Source organism: Sphingomonas mucosissima (assembly GCF_002197665.1).
Classification (GTDB): domain Bacteria; phylum Pseudomonadota; class Alphaproteobacteria; order Sphingomonadales; family Sphingomonadaceae; genus Sphingomonas; species Sphingomonas mucosissima.
On record NZ_NBBJ01000001.1, the window covers coordinates 1421659 to 1436237 of the forward strand.

Sequence of the window (14579 nt, forward strand, 5' to 3'; positions counted from 1 at the left end):
GCCGAAGATCGGCTTAGTTTCTTGGTGGCTGCCGGCGATAGCTCAGCGCTTCGGCAACATGGATACGGCCGATCTCCGCGCTGCCTGCCATGTCGGCGATGGTGCGCGCGACGCGGAGAATGCGCGTATAGCCGCGCGCCGACAGCCGCATGGCCTCCGCCGCCTGCGCCAGCAAGGCGCGGCCCGCCGCGTCCGGCGTTGCGAACAGCTCCAGCAGGTCGCCATCGACCTCCGCATTGGTGCGGATTGTGTAGTCCCGATACCGCTCCGTCTGGATGGCGCGTACGGCGGCGACGCGCGCCGCGACCTCGCTCGATCCCTCCGCCGGCGGCGGCAGCATCAGATCGATGGCACTCACCGCCTGCACTTCCACATGGAGATCGATACGGTCGAGCAGGGGCCCCGAAACCTTCGCCTGATAGTCCCCTGCGCATTTGGGCGCCCGCGCGCACGCCAAGCCGGCATCGCCGAGATACCCGCACCGACACGGGTTCATCGCCGCCACCAGCTGCACTCTGGCAGGGAACGTCACATGTGCATTGGCGCGGGCGACGCTGACCGTGCCTGTTTCAAGCGGCTGGCGCAGCGAATCGAGCACGGCGCGCTGGAACTCCGGCAATTCGTCAAGGAACAGGACGCCGAGATGCGCCATGCTCACCTCGCCCGGCCGCACCTTCAGCCCGCCGCCGGTCAGCGCAGCCATGGATGCGGAGTGATGCGGCGCGCGGAAGGGCCGCTTGCGCGTCAGCCGCCCACCTTCAAGCGTGCCGGCCACCGATTGCACCATCGAAACCTCGAGCGCTTCGCCCGGGTCCAGTGGTGGGAGGATCCCCGGCAGACAAGCCGCCATCAGCGACTTCCCGCTCCCGGGCGGGCCAACCATCAGCAGATTGTGATTGCCGGCCGCCGCAATCTCCAGCGCGCGCTTGGCCGACTCCTGCCCACGCACCTGCCGCAGGTCCGGCCCGCTGCTCGCCGTTTCCACCTCACCGGCGCGCGGCGTAGGCAAGAGCCCATGCCCCTTCAGATGATTGATCAGCGACAGAAGATCAGGCGCGGCAACCACATCGATCGATCCGCTCCACGCCGCCTCGGCGCCTTGCGCGGCGGGGCAGATCAGCCCCTTCCCGATCTCCGCCGCGTGAAGCGCGGCGAGCAACACGCCCGGGGACGGCGCAAGCCGGCCATCGAGAGTCAGTTCACCGACAATGACATAGTCCGACAATGTCTCGGCATCGACGACGCCCATCGCGGCGAGCAGGCCGAGTGCGATGGGCAAGTCGAAGTGCGATCCCTCCTTGGGGAGATCCGCCGGGGACAGATTAACGGCGATGCGCTTGGGCGGTAGCGCCAGCCCCATGGCCGCGATCGCGCCGCGCACGCGCTCGCGGCTTTCCCCTACCGCCTTGTCCGCCAGCCCCACCAGATTAAAGGCCGGCAGGCCAGCGATGAGCTGCACCTGCACTTCAACGGCGCGCGCCTCCAGCCCGAGATACGCCGCCGTTGCGACAATCGCCGCCATACACCCCCCGAAAACTCCCCTGCCCCGTTCTTACCGGCTTTCGTGGGCGTGCAAACCTCTCGCGTGCCGTCTTGCCAGTGCAACACACTCCAGCCACACGGCTTTCATGCGCGATCGTCATCCTGCCGTGCGGATGCTCCAACTGGCCTTGGGTGGCCTGCTTCTGCTTGGTGCGCCCATGATGGCCCCGCTGCCGGGGCCCGGCGGAATCTTCGTGTTCGCCGGGGGCATGATCCTAATCCTGCGCAACTCGCGCTGGGCGCAGGTCCGCTGGGCGCGGCTGAAACGGCGCTGGCCACGCACTGGCAACATGGTGGATCGGGTGATGCGGCGCCCGAGCGAGCGACGCCGACGCGCGCGTGATCGGGTCCTTGGCTCGCGTTGACTTACAGCGCACCTTCGCTTATGCGGCGCACCATTCGGGCCGTCCCTCGTGGCGGCCTTTATTTTTCAGATTCGGGAATGAACCATGAAGCGGACCTTTCAGCCGAGCAACCTGGTGCGGGCACGCCGTCACGGCTTCCGTGCACGGATGGCCACGGTCGGCGGTCGTGCCGTGATCCGCGCGCGCCGCGCGCGCGGCCGCAAGAAGCTGTCGGCCTAACCGGCTTACAGGGTACGACGGGTACAGGGTTGATCATGCTAACGCGCCGCCGGGATTTCCTGGCGGCGAATGCTGGACGGCGGGCACCAATGCCGGGCTTCGTCCTGCTGGTCCGCCCTCGTGAGGATGGCGACGCGACGATTCGCGTCGGCTACACCGTCACCAAGAAAATCGGCAACGCCGTGGTACGTAACCGGATGAAGCGCCGGTTGCGTGCCTTGGCGCGTGAGCTATTGCCCGCGCAGGGCGTCGCAGGCGCCGATCACGTCCTGATTGGCCGTATGGGCGGCATCGAACGCGATTATGACAGTCTTCGCGCGGAGCTCGGCAAGGCGCTGCGCAAGGTGACCAGATGATTGCCCGGCTGCTGATCCTGATCGCACGCGGCTGGCAACTCGGCCCGTCGCTGATCCTGCCGCCGACTTGTCGCTACCAGCCAAGCTGTTCCGCCTATGCAATCGAGGCGCTTGGCCGCTATGGAGCCGCGCGGGGTTCCTGGCTCGCCGCAAAGCGCATCGCACGCTGCGGGCCCTGGGGCGGGCACGGCTATGATCCGGTGCCATAAGGGGTTTGGGCGCTCGTGAAGCAAGACAATAAGAATTTCGTGCTGTTCGCGGTGATCGCGGCGCTGATCCTGTTCGGCTGGCCGATGCTCCAGGAGCGGTTCTTCCCGGCTGCCAATCCCCCGGTGACGAAGATCGAGGACGGCCAGACCAAGGTTTTGCCGAAGCCCGAGGTGAGCCCCGTCGCTGGCGCTCCCGTGGCCGGAGCAGCTGCGGCGATGCGCGACCGCGCCGTCGTGCTGCGCGAAGCGCCGCGCGTTCAGATCGATACGCCCACCATGCACGGCTCGATCAACCTGCGCGGCGCGCGCATCGATGATCTGGTGCTCAAGAATTACAAGGAAACGGTAGCGAAGAACTCGCCGCCGGTTCGCCTGCTCTCGCCTGCCGGTACGCAGGATGCCTATTTCGCCGCCTTCGGCTGGCGCAACGAAGGGCTGACGCCGCCGACGGCGGACGCGGTCTGGACGGCATCGTCGCAGCTGCTCGCGCCCGGCCGGCCCGTTACGCTCACCGCGGCGAATGCGCAGGGGCAACGCTTCGCGATCGAGCTCTCTGTCGATGACGGCTATATGTTTGGCATCAAGCAAACAGTGGCCAATGGCGGTGCTGGGGCGGTGCCCGTTGCCGCCTACGGCCTGGTCAATCGCGCGGGCGTGTCCAAGGATCCGGACAGCTGGACGATTCACGTCGGCCCCATGTCGGTGCACAACGACAAGGCCGATTACGACGTCAACTTCGACGATGTGGACGAAGGCGACAAGCGCTTCGCCAGCACTGGCGGCTGGCTCGGCTTTGTCGACAAATATTGGCTGACCGCCCTGATTCCCGATCAGGCACGCGCCTTTAACGGTCAGTTCCGCGCCGGCGCCAACAAGAGCTATCAGGCGGATTACACCAGCAACGCGCAGCTGCTGCAGCCCGGCCGCCAGGTCACGCAGACCAGCCGCTTCTTCGCCGGTGCGAAGGAAGTGCGGCTGCTGGACCATTATACCGACAACGAAGGCGTGAACCGCTTCGACTATGCGCTGGACTGGGGCTGGTTCCGCATCATCGAAAAGCCGATCTTCTATTATCTAGACTGGCTGTTCCGCCACCTGGGCAATTTCGGCATCGCGATCATCCTGCTGACGCTGACCATCCGCCTGCTCATGTTCCCGATCGCGCAGCGCCAGTTCGCCTCCATGGCCAACATGCGCGCGGTGCAGCCGAAGATGAAGGCGATCCAGGAGCGCTACAAGGACGACAAGCCGCGCATGCAGCAGGAGATCATGGCGCTGTACAAGGCGGAGAAGGTCAATCCGCTTGCCGGCTGCGCCCCCACGCTGCTTCAGATCCCGATCTTCTACGCGCTGTACAAGATGCTGATGCTGACGATCGAGATGCGGCACCAGCCGTTCGTCGGCTGGATCAAGGATCTGTCGGCGCCCGATCCGCTCACCCCGGTGAACCTGTTCGGCCTGCTCGCCTTCACGCCGCCGTCGTTCCTGGCGATCGGTGTCGTCCCGATCCTGCTCGGCATCAGCATGTACTTCCAGTTCAAGCTGAACCCAGCGCCGATGGACGATGCGCAAAAGCAGATCTTCGCGCTGATGCCCTGGGTGCTGATGTTCGTGATGGCGCCGTTTGCGGTTGGCCTGCAGGTTTACTGGATCACGTCCAACGTGCTCACCATTCTGCAGCAGAAGCTGCTCTACGCCCGCCATCCGGGCCTCAAGGAGGCACCCGCGAAATGACCGAGCCCACCCAGCCTGCGGAGGAGAACCAGCCGCAGGCTGGCGCGGAAGCTCTGACGGATGAGCATGATTCTGTTCGCTCGTCCGAGGCGATCGAGACCGCACGCAAGGTCTTCGCCGGGCCGATCAGCTTCCTGAAATCCGCGCCCGCGCTCCAGTTCCTGCCCGATCCGACCGTTCCGGAAGTTGCCTTCGCTGGCCGCTCGAACGTCGGCAAATCCTCGCTGATCAACGCGCTGACAGGCCGCAAGACGCTCGCGCGCACCTCGGTCACGCCGGGCCGAACACAGGAGCTGAACTTCTTCGACGTCGGCGAGCCGATGCTGTTCCGCCTCGTGGACATGCCCGGCTACGGCTTTGCCAAGGCGCCGAAGGACATGGTCAAGAAGTGGCGCTTCCTGGTGAACGACTTCCTTCGCGGGCGGCAGGTGCTGAAGCGGGCGCTGGTGCTCATCGATGCGCGCCACGGCATCAAGGATGTGGATCGCGAGATCCTCGACATGCTCGACAAGGCTGCGGTCAGCTACCGCATGGTCCTGACCAAGGCGGACAAGATCAAGGCGACCGAGCTCGCCGAGGTCACGGAACGGACGATCGCGGAGGCACGCAAGCGCCCCGCGGCGCATCCGGACATCATCGTGACGTCTTCCGAAAAGGGCATGGGCATCCCCGAACTGCGCGCGGCGGTTATCGAATCAATCGGGTGAGTTGCGCACCGGCTTAGTTGCGCGCCGGGCGCGGCGGCGATACGCCCCGTTCCATGAAGCTCATTATCGGCAACAAGGCCTATTCCTCCTGGTCGCTGCGCGGCTGGCTCGCCTGCAAGCAGTCCGGCCTGCCTTTCGAGGAAGTGGTCGTCCCGCTCTACGATCAGGATTGGGACCGCCGGCGCGAGGGCGCGGAATTCGCGCCCTCGTCCGGCAAAGTGCCGATCCTGTGGGACGGCGAGGCCGTGGTGTGGGACAGCCTCGCGATTGTTGAATATCTCGCCGACAAGGTAGGTTGGGATCGCTTCTGGCCGGCTGATGAGGCGGCGCGGGCGATGGCGCGCTCGATGGCGGCCGAAATGCACTCCAGCTTCGTCTCGCTGCGTCGCGAGCACAGCATGAACATTCGCCAGGTCTATCCACCCGTTCCGCCCTCCGAGGCAGTGGTGGCGGATCTCACGCGCATCATGGAGCTCTGGGCGCAGGCCCGCGCGCGCTTCGCCGGCGACGGCGAGTTCCTGTTCGGCGAATTCAACGCCGTCGACATCATGTTTGCACCGGTCTGCACCCGGATCGTCACCTATTCGCTGCCAGTTCCGCGGTTCGCGGCCGCCTATATCAACTCGGTTCTCGCCCACCCCTTCATGCAGGACTGGATTGCCGGTGCGCAGGAGGAGGATTGGGTGATCGAACAATATGAGCAGCCGGCGCGCGCATGATCGATCCACTGGCGCTGGCGCAGGCGCTGATCGCCTGTGAAAGCGTGACGCCAGCGCGCGGCGCGGTGTTCGACGTGCTTGAGGCCGCGCTGGTTCCACTCGGCTTCGTAATCGACCGCTTCACAATCGGCGAGGCACCCGACGGCCCGGTGGAGAACATGCTGGCGGTGCGCGGCAGCGGCGCGCCACATATCGCCTTTGCCGGCCACGTCGATGTGGTGCCACCGGGCGATGGCTGGACGAGCAGCGCCTTTGCTCCGGAGGTCCGTGGCGGATTGCTCTACGGCCGCGGCGCCGTGGACATGAAAGGCGCGATTGCGGCCTTCGTGGCAGCAGCGGCGCAGGTGCAAGGGCCTGGGACGACGAGCCTCATCATTACCGGCGACGAGGAAGGTCCGGCCGTCTTCGGCACCCGCGCGCTGATCGATCGCATGTCGGCGCGCGGGCTGAAGCCCGATGCATGCCTGGTGGGCGAGCCGACCTCCACGTCGCGCCTCGGCGACATGATCAAGATCGGGCGGCGCGGGTCAGTCAATATCTGGATCGACATACCCGGGCGCCAAGGCCATGTCGCTTACCCTCACCTCGCCGACAATCCGATCCCGCGGCTCATCGCCGCATTGGCCGAGATCGACGGCATCGTGCTCGATGAAGGCAATGCCTGGTTCCAGCCGTCGAACATCGAGGTCACCGACCTCGCCGTTGGCAACCCCGCCACGAATGTCATTCCCGCCAAGGCGTCGGCACGGCTCTCCATCCGCTTCAACGACATGCATCGCGGCACTGAACTGACGGAGCGGATTACCTCGGTCGTGAAGCGACACGCACCCGCAGCCGAGGTTCGCGGGATTGTCTCCGGCGAAGCGTTCCTAACGGAGCCGGGCCCGCTCTCCGCCATCCTCTCCGCCGCGATCGAGTCGCGGACAGGCATCCTGCCGGAGCTCTCAACGACGGGAGGCACATCGGACGCTCGCTTCCTGTCGGCCGTTTGCCCGGTGGTCGAGTTCGGCCTGCTCAACGCCACCATGCACAAGCTGGACGAAGCGGTTGCGGTGGAGGATCTCTCCACGCTTACCGACATCTACGCCGATTTCCTGCGTCGCAGCTTCGAGCAGCTCCCGTCCCTGCAACACTGAACCGGACGACGAGCGAACAACAAAAAAGCGCGACCGCCTCAGGCGACCGCGCTTATCTCTTGCCAGCAGTTGCGCCAGATCAGACGGCTTGTTCCGCCAGCACCGTCAGGCCGCTTGCATTCACTTCCGCGAAACCGCCGCGGATCGTGATCGCTTCGGGTGTGGCGCCCGCGGTCTTGTGGACCAGCAGAACACCGTCGCGGATCGTCGACATCAGCGGAGCATGACCTTCCAGCACGCCGAAGTCACCTTCGGTGCCGGGGACGGTGACCATGTACACGTCCTCGCTACGGACGAGGCGTTCGGGAGTGACGAGTTCGAAGTGGAGCATCTCTTCTTCTCACTCCCTCCACAAACGGGAGGGGTTAGGGAGGCCTTGCGAGAGGGGTGCCCTGCGGCAGCCCCTCCCCTGATCCCTCCCGCGCTGGCGGGAGGGGAATTGGCTTTACGCCTCCTGCGCCAGCTTCTCTGCCTTGGCGACGACCTCGTCGATGCCGCCAACCATGTAGAAGGCCGCTTCCGGCAGGTGATCATATTCGCCGTTCACCACCGCCTTGAACGAGCGCACGGTGTCCTCGATCTGCACGAACTTGCCCGGGATGTTGGTGAACACCTCCGCCACGTGGAACGGCTGGCTGAGGAAGCGCTGGATCTTGCGCGCGCGGCTCACGGTCAGCTTATCCTCTTCGGACAGCTCGTCCATGCCGAGGATGGCGATGATGTCCTGCAGCGACTTGTACTTCTGCAGGATGGTCTGCACGGCGCGTGCCGTCTCGTAATGCTCTTGGCCGACGACACGTGGCTCGAGAACGCGGCTGGTCGAGTCGAGCGGATCCACCGCCGGATAGATGCCGAGTTCCGAAATCGCGCGGTTGAGCACCGTCGTTGCGTCCAAGTGGGCGAACGAGGTGGCCGGCGCCGGATCGGTCAAGTCGTCCGCGGGCACGTACACGGCCTGCACCGAGGTGATCGAGCCCTTGTTGGTCGAGGTGATGCGCTCCTGCAGCGCGCCCATGTCGGTGGACAAGGTCGGCTGATAACCCACCGCCGACGGAATACGGCCGAGCAGTGCCGACACTTCCGCGCCTGCCTGGGTGAAGCGGAAGATGTTGTCGACGAAGAACAGCACGTCCTGCCCTTCGACGTCGCGGAAATACTCGGCGATCGTCAGACCGGAAAGCGCGACGCGGGCGCGGGCGCCCGGCGGCTCGTTCATCTGGCCGAACACCAACGCAACCTTGGAGCCCTCGCTGATCGGGTTGCCGTCAGCGTCCTTGGCGATAACGCCTGCGTCGAGGAACTCGTGGTAAAGATCGTTGCCCTCGCGGGTACGCTCACCCACGCCGGCGAACACCGAGGTGCCGCCGTGGCCCTTGGCGATGTTGTTGATCAGCTCCTGGATGAGCACAGTCTTGCCCACGCCAGCGCCGCCGAACAGGCCGATCTTGCCGCCCTTCGCATAAGGCGCGAGCAGGTCGATCACCTTGATGCCGGTAACGAGGATCGAGCTCTCAGTCGACTGATCGACGAACAGCGGTGCCGAGGCGTGGATCGGGGCGTGATGCGCCGAGTTGACCGGGCCGCGCTCGTCGATCGGCTCGCCGACGACGTTCAGGATGCGGCCAAGCGTTGCCGGACCAACCGGCACGGTGATCTGCGCGCCGGTGTCGGTCACGTTCTGGCCGCGGGTCAGACCCTCGGTAGAGTCCATCGCGATCGTGCGAACGGTGTTTTCGCCCAGGTGCTGCGCCACTTCGAGCACCAGCCGCTGGCCGTTGTTGCTCGTCTCCAGCGCGGACAGGATCGCCGGCAGGTGATCCTGCTCGAACGTCACGTCGACGACGGCGCCGATCACCTGGCTGATGCGGCCCACTTTGTTGCTGCCCGAAATGGTCGGGCGGATGTCTTCAGCGGCGGTTGCCATTGCGGTTCTTCCTGCTTCGAAACTTAAAGGGCTTCGGCGCCCGAGATGATCTCGACCAGTTCGGTCGTGATCGCGGCCTGGCGCGCGCGGTTATACTGAATGCTCAGCCGCTTGATCATGTCGCCGGCGTTGCGAGTGGCATTGTCCATCGCGGTCATGCGGCTGCCCTGCTCGGACGCGGCATTTTCCTGCATCGCGCGGAAGATCTGGATCGCCACGTTGCGCGGCAGCAGCTCGGCGAGGATCGCTTCCTCGTCGGGCTCGTATTCCACCGCAGCGCCGCCGTCGTTCGCGGTCGACACTGCGCCGGCAGGCACCGCCACCGGAATGATCTGCTGGCCGGTCGGAATCTGCACCAGTGCCGACTGGAACCGGGCGAAGAACAGATGCGCGACATCGAACTCGCCACGCTCGAAGCGGGCGATCAGGTCGTCAGCGACTTCGCGCGCCTGTGCAAAGGCGAGCGTCTTATGCTGGCCGAGCTCGTGATCGGCGATGACCGACGTCGGATAGAAGCGGCGCAGCACGCGGCCCTTCTTGCCGGCGAGATAGAAACGCACGGTCTTGCCCTGCGCCTCCAGCTCCTCGGCCTTCTTGCGCGCGGCGCGAACGATATTGGTGTTGAACGCACCGGCCAGGCCGCGCTCGGACGTCGCGACGACAAGCAGATGCACCTGGTCCTTGCCCGTGCCCGCGAGCAGCTTCGGGCTGTTCTCGCTGACGGTCACCTTGGACGCGAGGCTGGCCATCACCGCCTCGAGCCGCTCGGCATAAGGACGGCCGGCCATCGCCGCCTCCTGCGCACGGCGCAGCTTGGCGGCGGCGACCATCTTCATCGCCTTGGTGATCTTCTGCGTCGACTTCACCGAGCCGATGCGGATCTTGAGGGCCTTCAGGCTTGCCATGTCACGCCAGTCCGTTCGCGAGTTCAGTCAATCGAACCGGCGCCGCGAGCCAGTCCTCATAGTTCTTGAATACCTTACGCGTGTAATCCTGGGCGTGGTGCTGATCGAATGCTGCTCGATTGGTCCACCGCTCATAGATGTACAGCCGCGGCGAGCCATCGGCTGCTGGGTGCGGATCGAACCGCTCGCACCCTGCCTCGCCGCGCGTCGCCGGAACGATCTCCGCGACTGCCCGACATGCCTGGTCGAAGCAGTCCGCCTTGAGATCGATCTCGGCGATGTACGTCAACGACATCTACGCAAAGGTCTTCGCAAAAGCGTCCAGCGCGCTCTTCACCTGCGCCTGAGCGTCACCGCCCAGATCGCGGCTGTCGCGGATCAGCTTCAGCGTGTCGCCATGCTGGTCGCGCATGAAAGCGAGCATCGCCGCTTCGTAGCGCGTCACGTCCTGCACCGGCACATTGTCGAGATAGCCGTTGGTGCCGGCGAAGATCGACACCGTCTGCTCCTCGAACGGCAGCGGCGAGAACTGCGGCTGCTTCAAGAGCTCGGTCAGGCGCGCACCGCGGTTCAGCAGCTTCTGCGTCGAGGCGTCAAGGTCCGAGCCGAACTGAGCGAACGCCGCCATTTCGCGGTACTGCGCCAGCTCGAGCTTGATCGAGCCCGACACCTTCTTCATCGCCTTGGTCTGTGCGGCCGAGCCGACGCGGCTCACCGACAGGCCGACGTTGATCGCCGGGCGGATGCCCGCGAAGAACAGGTCGGTTTCAAGGAAGATCTGGCCGTCGGTGATCGAGATCACGTTGGTCGGAATATAGGCCGACACGTCGCCCGCCTGCGTCTCGATGATCGGAAGCGCCGTCAGCGAGCCGCCGCCATTGGCGTCGTTCATCTTCGCCGCACGCTCCAGGAGGCGCGAGTGGAGATAGAACACGTCGCCCGGGTACGCTTCACGGCCCGGCGGGCGGCGCAGCAGCAGCGACATCTGGCGATACGCGACCGCCTGCTTCGACAGATCGTCGAACACGATCACGGCGTGCATGCCGTTGTCGCGGAAGAATTCGCCCATCGCGGTGCCGGTGTACGGCGCCAGGAACTGGAGCGGCGCAGGGTCAGACGCGGTCGCGGCGATGATGATGGAATAATCCATCGCGCCATTCTCGGTCAGCGTGCGGACGAGCTGCGCGACCGTGGAGCGCTTCTGGCCCACCGCGACATAAACGCAGTAGAGCTTCTTCGACTCGTCATCACCAGCGTTCACCGACTTCTGGTTGATGAACGTGTCGATCGCGATCGCCGACTTGCCCGTCTGGCGGTCACCGATGATCAGCTCGCGCTGGCCACGGCCAACCGGCACCAGCGCGTCGATGGCCTTAAGGCCGGTCTGCACCGGCTCATGCACCGACTTGCGCGGGATGATGCCCGGCGCCTTCACTTCAACGCGGCGACGCTCGGTCGACACGATCGGGCCCTTGCCGTCGATCGGATTGCCGAGACCGTCGACCACGCGGCCGAGCAGGCCACGGCCCACCGGCACGTCCACGATGGTGCCCGTGCGCTTGACGACGTCACCTTCCTTGATCTCCGAGTCCGACCCGAAGATCACGACGCCGACATTGTCGGCCTCGAGGTTGAGCGCCATGCCCTGCACGCCGTTCGAGAATTCGACCATCTCGCCGGCCTGGACATTGTCGAGGCCGTAAATGCGGGCGATGCCGTCTCCGACGCTGAGCACCTGGCCGGTCTCGCTGACCTGGGCCTCGGTGTTGAAGTTGGCGATCTGGTCCTTGATGACCTTCGAGATTTCTGCGGCGCGGATATCCATCACTTAGCCTTTCATCGCGCTGGCAAGCGCATTCAAGCGGGTACGGATCGACGAATCGATCATCTGAGAACCGATGCGGACGACGAGCCCGCCCAGGAGCGCGGGGTCGACCGAAAGATCGACCGAAACTTCGCGGCCGACGCGCTGGCGGAGCTGCTGCTTCAGCTCAACGACCTGATCGTCGGTCAAGGCATGGGCGCTGGTCACTTCCGCGGCCACCTCGCCGCGGTGTCGCGCCGCCAGTGCGCGGAACGCACGGATGATCGCAGGCAGCTGCGCCAGGCGGCGGTTCTGCGCCAGCACGCCGAGGAAGTTGCGGGTGGTCTGGTCGACGCCCAGCTCGTCCGCAGTCGCCAGGACGGCTTTGCTCGCTGCTTCGCGTGCCACGATGGGCGACGTCGTCAGCGCCTTGAAATCATCGGATTGATCAAGCGCGACGCGGACCTTTGCCAGGCTCGCCTCCACCGCATCGATCGTTCTCGCCTGTTCGGCGAGGTCGAACAGCGCGGTCGCATAACGCCCGCCCAGGCTCGCCTGGATGCTGCTGCCTAGATTACCGCTGGAACCATCCACGCGATTCGATCCCCGTTCGCACTAAGAGTTAAGCCCCCATGCGAAAACACGACGCGCTCGTGGCGCCGTCGCTTGGGTTGGCCGGCGCGTAGCAAAGGGGTAGCAATGATGCAACAAGCTGTAACAAGAGGGTGACCATGGGCGAAATGATCCGGATGACGATGAGCGACGGCGCTGAGATCGCCGTCTATCGTGCCTCGCCAGTGGGCGCGCGTCGCGGCGGTGTGGTGCTGGTGCAGGAGATTTTCGGCGTCACCGATCATATCCGGGAGATGGCGGATGATTACGCCGCCGAGGGCTATGAAGTGCTCTCCCCCGCGCTGTTCGATCGCGAGCATCCCGGCTTTGAGGCGAGCTATACCGGGCCTGACTTCCAGCGCGCGGTGGAACTTGCACGCACGCTGCACCCCTTCGACCTGTCACTGAAGGACACCCAGACCTGCATCGACGCACTGCGCGACAAGGGCCCGGTATTCGCCGTCGGCTATTGCTACGGCGGCTCGATCGTCTGGGCGGCGGCCACCAAGCTGGATGGTGTCGCAGCCGCCTCGGCCTATTACGGCAGCATGGTGCCGGCCTTTGCGGCGGAAGCGCCGCCGCGCGTGCCGGTGATCGCCCATTTCGGTCGCTACGACCACGGCATCCCCATGGAAGGCGTCGAGGCCGTGATCGCCAAGGATTTCCCGCTGGCTGAAATCCACGTCTACGAGGCCGGGCACGGCTTCAACTCGGATCGCCGCAAGGATTATCACGAGCCCTCCGCAGAGCTTGCGCGGGATCGCACCCTGACGCTGTTTCGCGAGAATGGCGGCTGATCCAGGCTGCGCGCACAGCCTCAATCCTCCGACGTGCCGGCCGTTCCCTCTTTCTCCTTATTCTCGGCCGCTTTGATTGCCTCGTCGCCCTTCTTGCCGGCCTCCAGCGCCGCCAACAAGCGGCTCGCCGGATTGTCGGCAGCGGCGTGCGGGTGGTAGGCAAGCGGCCGCAGCAGGCGCTGCGCCGCCGCAGTTTCGTTCGCGCTGATCCGCGCCATGGCGGCAGCGAAGCGCACGTGATCGTCCTGCGGGGCGAGCTCCTGCGCACGATGCAGGCCCTTGATCGCCGACGGGCTCGGATCGATCCCTTGCAACACGAAGCTTTGCCAAAACCACCACAGCGGCTCCGCATCATCCGGATCGGCGCGGTTCGCCTTGACGAGGCTTGCCCGCGCCGCGTTCCAGGCCGCCGGATCAGTCGATTTCGCCGCCGCCAGCGTGCGCAGCTTCACCCGGCCTTAATATAGCAGCGCCTGCACGGATCGGGGATCGTGCGTGATCGCCGTGGCGGCGGCGGCAAGCGCGGCATCATTCTCCCCCGCGTCATACGCCATTTCCGCGAGCCACCCCTGCACCACCGCATCATCGGCATGACGCGCCGCCACGGGCGCGGCCTTGGCATACAGCTTGCGCGCGTCGTCCGGGCCCACGCCGCGCAGCGACTGCATGCGAAAGTCAATCATCGCCGCTTCGCCCGGCCGCAGCGACCGAATGGTCATGGGCGGCGTCGGCGTCCCGCGAAAGGGCATGGTCATCCCGAGCAGCCGGCGCTGCGCGAGATAGCCCGACAGGCTGCGATCCAGTTGCTTGAGATCGCCAAACGCCTCCTCGGCCGCATTGATCGAGGGCGTACCCCGGTTGATTGCCGCGATATAGGCAAGGAACTGGTTGTTCCGGGCGCGATCGAAGCTGAAGTAATGCGTCATCAGCCACCCGCGCCCATAAAACGCATCCATCTGCGCTGCCGACAAGCGCATCGGCGGGCCGAACATCTGGCGGGTGGTGAACCGCTCACCGGAGCCCAGCCCATAAGCCCGGTGCTGCGCGGCGTAGCCGACCGTCGCGCTTTCATCCGTGATCCGCATGGTGGAGGCGAATTCGGCAAACCCCTCAGAATACCAGGCGGGGAAGGCGATATCATAGGTGCCCAGCAGGAAATGGTGGGCATATTCGTGAAACAGGACGATCCGCCCCCAATCATTGCCTTCCGTCCACCCGCCCTTCGCCCCGAATGCGATCGACCCGCTGACCCGCGAAAAGTAGAATCCGGCTGCATTGGTGCACCGGCAAAGCCGCTTCACGTCGCCATCGTCGACCAGAAACACCGTCACCTTGCGCGAGGCGATCTCCGGCTCGTCCGAAAGGCCCAGAAAATGCCGCAGCCCCCAGTCGAGCCGCTCCAGTTGCTCTGATTGGCGCCGGAGCGTCTTTTCATTGGTGTTGGCGAGCAAAGTGAAATGCCGGGATTCCGCCTCCAGCCACTCGGCATGCGCCGACGGTGCCACGACCAGCGCCGATAGCAGCGCCAGCAATCCGCGCCAGTTCATGGT

General features: G+C 65.3%; 18 protein-coding genes. 9 read left to right on the top strand and 9 right to left on the bottom strand.

The features are described from left to right. Window positions 1-13 precede the first annotated feature (13 nt). The gene (locus tag SPMU_RS06765) at window positions 14-1522 is read right to left on the bottom strand and encodes a YifB family Mg chelatase-like AAA ATPase (RefSeq protein ID WP_088332965.1); all 1509 of its coding nucleotides are present in this window, start codon (window positions 1520-1522) and stop codon (window positions 14-16) included. A 106-nt stretch (window positions 1523-1628) separates the two neighbouring features. Between SPMU_RS06765 and SPMU_RS06770 the strand changes: the two genes are divergently transcribed. The 8 genes from SPMU_RS06770 (at window position 1629) to dapE (ending at window position 6987) form a co-directional block, all read left to right on the top strand. After that, complete coding sequence (locus SPMU_RS06770) at window positions 1629-1907, top strand: hypothetical protein (protein ID WP_245832818.1); 279 nt, start codon at window positions 1629-1631, stop codon at window positions 1905-1907. Between the two features lie 84 nt (window positions 1908-1991). Beyond that, window positions 1992-2126: a 50S ribosomal protein L34 gene (rpmH, locus tag SPMU_RS06775; RefSeq protein ID WP_028056723.1), complete on the top strand. Its 135-nt coding sequence runs from the start codon at window positions 1992-1994 to the stop codon at window positions 2124-2126. Window positions 2127-2161: 35 nt separating this feature from the next. Continuing rightward, window positions 2162-2482: a ribonuclease P protein component gene (gene rnpA / locus SPMU_RS06780; RefSeq protein ID WP_088332967.1), complete on the top strand. Its 321-nt coding sequence runs from the start codon at window positions 2162-2164 to the stop codon at window positions 2480-2482. Then, window positions 2479-2691, top strand: coding sequence for a membrane protein insertion efficiency factor YidD (gene yidD / locus SPMU_RS06785; RefSeq protein ID WP_088332968.1), 213 nt, complete (start codon window positions 2479-2481; stop codon window positions 2689-2691). The genes rnpA and yidD overlap by 4 nt, the downstream gene beginning before the upstream one ends. 15 nt (window positions 2692-2706) lie before the next feature. Further along, on the top strand, window positions 2707-4425 hold the full coding sequence (gene yidC, locus SPMU_RS06790; protein ID WP_088332969.1) for a membrane protein insertase YidC: 1719 nt from the start codon (window positions 2707-2709) through the stop codon (window positions 4423-4425). Continuing rightward, the gene (gene yihA / locus SPMU_RS06795) at window positions 4422-5132 is read left to right on the top strand and encodes a ribosome biogenesis GTP-binding protein YihA/YsxC (RefSeq protein ID WP_088332970.1); all 711 of its coding nucleotides are present in this window, start codon (window positions 4422-4424) and stop codon (window positions 5130-5132) included. Before yidC ends, yihA begins: the two co-directional genes overlap by 4 nt. A 53-nt stretch (window positions 5133-5185) precedes the next feature. Beyond that, entirely contained in the window at window positions 5186-5851 is a 666-nt protein-coding gene (locus tag SPMU_RS06800) for a glutathione S-transferase family protein (RefSeq protein WP_088333232.1), read from the top strand. Beyond that, a complete protein-coding gene (gene dapE / locus SPMU_RS06805; RefSeq protein WP_088332971.1) occupies window positions 5848-6987 on the top strand; it encodes a succinyl-diaminopimelate desuccinylase in 1140 nt (379 codons plus the stop codon). The genes SPMU_RS06800 and dapE overlap by 4 nt, the downstream gene beginning before the upstream one ends. A 79-nt stretch (window positions 6988-7066) precedes the next feature. Here the strand turns inward: dapE and SPMU_RS06810 are convergent, their stop codons facing one another. The 6 genes from SPMU_RS06810 to SPMU_RS06835 all read right to left on the bottom strand — a co-directional run bounded on the left by SPMU_RS06810 (window position 7067) and on the right by SPMU_RS06835 (window position 12214). Beyond that, window positions 7067-7318, bottom strand: coding sequence for an ATP synthase F1 subunit epsilon (locus SPMU_RS06810; protein WP_088332972.1), 252 nt, complete (start codon window positions 7316-7318; stop codon window positions 7067-7069). A gap of 114 nt (window positions 7319-7432) precedes the next feature. Continuing rightward, on the bottom strand, window positions 7433-8911 hold the full coding sequence (gene atpD / locus SPMU_RS06815; protein WP_088332973.1) for a F0F1 ATP synthase subunit beta: 1479 nt from the start codon (window positions 8909-8911) through the stop codon (window positions 7433-7435). 23 nt (window positions 8912-8934) lie between these two features. After that, complete coding sequence (locus SPMU_RS06820; protein ID WP_088332974.1) at window positions 8935-9816, bottom strand: F0F1 ATP synthase subunit gamma; 882 nt, start codon at window positions 9814-9816, stop codon at window positions 8935-8937. 1 nt (window position 9817) lies between these two features. Further along, entirely contained in the window at window positions 9818-10111 is a 294-nt protein-coding gene (locus SPMU_RS06825; RefSeq protein ID WP_088332975.1) for a putative quinol monooxygenase, read from the bottom strand. Beyond that, entirely contained in the window at window positions 10112-11641 is a 1530-nt protein-coding gene (gene atpA, locus SPMU_RS06830) for a F0F1 ATP synthase subunit alpha (RefSeq protein ID WP_088332976.1), read from the bottom strand. Window positions 11642-11644: 3 nt separating this feature from the next. Further along, window positions 11645-12214 (bottom strand): F0F1 ATP synthase subunit delta, encoded by a 570-nt coding sequence (locus SPMU_RS06835; RefSeq protein ID WP_088332977.1) that lies wholly within the window; start codon window positions 12212-12214, stop codon window positions 11645-11647. A 137-nt stretch (window positions 12215-12351) separates the two neighbouring features. Between SPMU_RS06835 and SPMU_RS06840 the strand changes: the two genes are divergently transcribed. Continuing rightward, the gene (locus SPMU_RS06840; RefSeq protein WP_088332978.1) at window positions 12352-13029 is read left to right on the top strand and encodes a dienelactone hydrolase family protein; all 678 of its coding nucleotides are present in this window, start codon (window positions 12352-12354) and stop codon (window positions 13027-13029) included. Window positions 13030-13049: 20 nt separating this feature from the next. Here the strand turns inward: SPMU_RS06840 and SPMU_RS06845 are convergent, their stop codons facing one another. Then, the gene (locus SPMU_RS06845) at window positions 13050-13481 is read right to left on the bottom strand and encodes a hypothetical protein (RefSeq protein WP_088332979.1); all 432 of its coding nucleotides are present in this window, start codon (window positions 13479-13481) and stop codon (window positions 13050-13052) included. A 6-nt stretch (window positions 13482-13487) separates the two neighbouring features. Then, window positions 13488-14576, bottom strand: coding sequence for a hypothetical protein (locus tag SPMU_RS06850; protein ID WP_088332980.1), 1089 nt, complete (start codon window positions 14574-14576; stop codon window positions 13488-13490). Window positions 14577-14579 lie beyond the last annotated feature (3 nt).

Excerpts from the sequence above, each read along its gene's own strand:
- SPMU_RS06825 (WP_088332975.1), bottom strand. The coding sequence starts at position 10,111 with ATGTCGTTGACGTACATCGCCGAGATCGATCTCAAGGCGGACTGCTTC.
- SPMU_RS06765 (WP_088332965.1), bottom strand. The coding sequence starts at position 1,522 with ATGGCGGCGATTGTCGCAACGGCGGCGTATCTCGGGCTGGAGGCGCGC.
- SPMU_RS06820 (WP_088332974.1), bottom strand. The coding sequence starts at position 9,816 with ATGGCAAGCCTGAAGGCCCTCAAGATCCGCATCGGCTCGGTGAAGTCG.
- SPMU_RS06770 (WP_245832818.1), top strand. The coding sequence starts at position 1,629 with ATGCGCGATCGTCATCCTGCCGTGCGGATGCTCCAACTGGCCTTGGGT.
- yihA (WP_088332970.1), top strand. The coding sequence starts at position 4,422 with ATGACCGAGCCCACCCAGCCTGCGGAGGAGAACCAGCCGCAGGCTGGC.
- rpmH (WP_028056723.1), top strand. The coding sequence starts at position 1,992 with ATGAAGCGGACCTTTCAGCCGAGCAACCTGGTGCGGGCACGCCGTCAC.
- yidD (WP_088332968.1), top strand. The coding sequence starts at position 2,479 with ATGATTGCCCGGCTGCTGATCCTGATCGCACGCGGCTGGCAACTCGGC.
- SPMU_RS06840 (WP_088332978.1), top strand. The coding sequence starts at position 12,352 with ATGGGCGAAATGATCCGGATGACGATGAGCGACGGCGCTGAGATCGCC.
- SPMU_RS06850 (WP_088332980.1), bottom strand. The coding sequence starts at position 14,576 with ATGAACTGGCGCGGATTGCTGGCGCTGCTATCGGCGCTGGTCGTGGCA.
- SPMU_RS06810 (WP_088332972.1), bottom strand. The coding sequence starts at position 7,318 with ATGCTCCACTTCGAACTCGTCACTCCCGAACGCCTCGTCCGTAGCGAG.
- SPMU_RS06800 (WP_088333232.1), top strand. The coding sequence starts at position 5,186 with ATGAAGCTCATTATCGGCAACAAGGCCTATTCCTCCTGGTCGCTGCGC.
- rnpA (WP_088332967.1), top strand. The coding sequence starts at position 2,162 with ATGCTAACGCGCCGCCGGGATTTCCTGGCGGCGAATGCTGGACGGCGG.
- atpD (WP_088332973.1), bottom strand. The coding sequence starts at position 8,911 with ATGGCAACCGCCGCTGAAGACATCCGCCCGACCATTTCGGGCAGCAAC.
- atpA (WP_088332976.1), bottom strand. The coding sequence starts at position 11,641 with ATGGATATCCGCGCCGCAGAAATCTCGAAGGTCATCAAGGACCAGATC.
- dapE (WP_088332971.1), top strand. The coding sequence starts at position 5,848 with ATGATCGATCCACTGGCGCTGGCGCAGGCGCTGATCGCCTGTGAAAGC.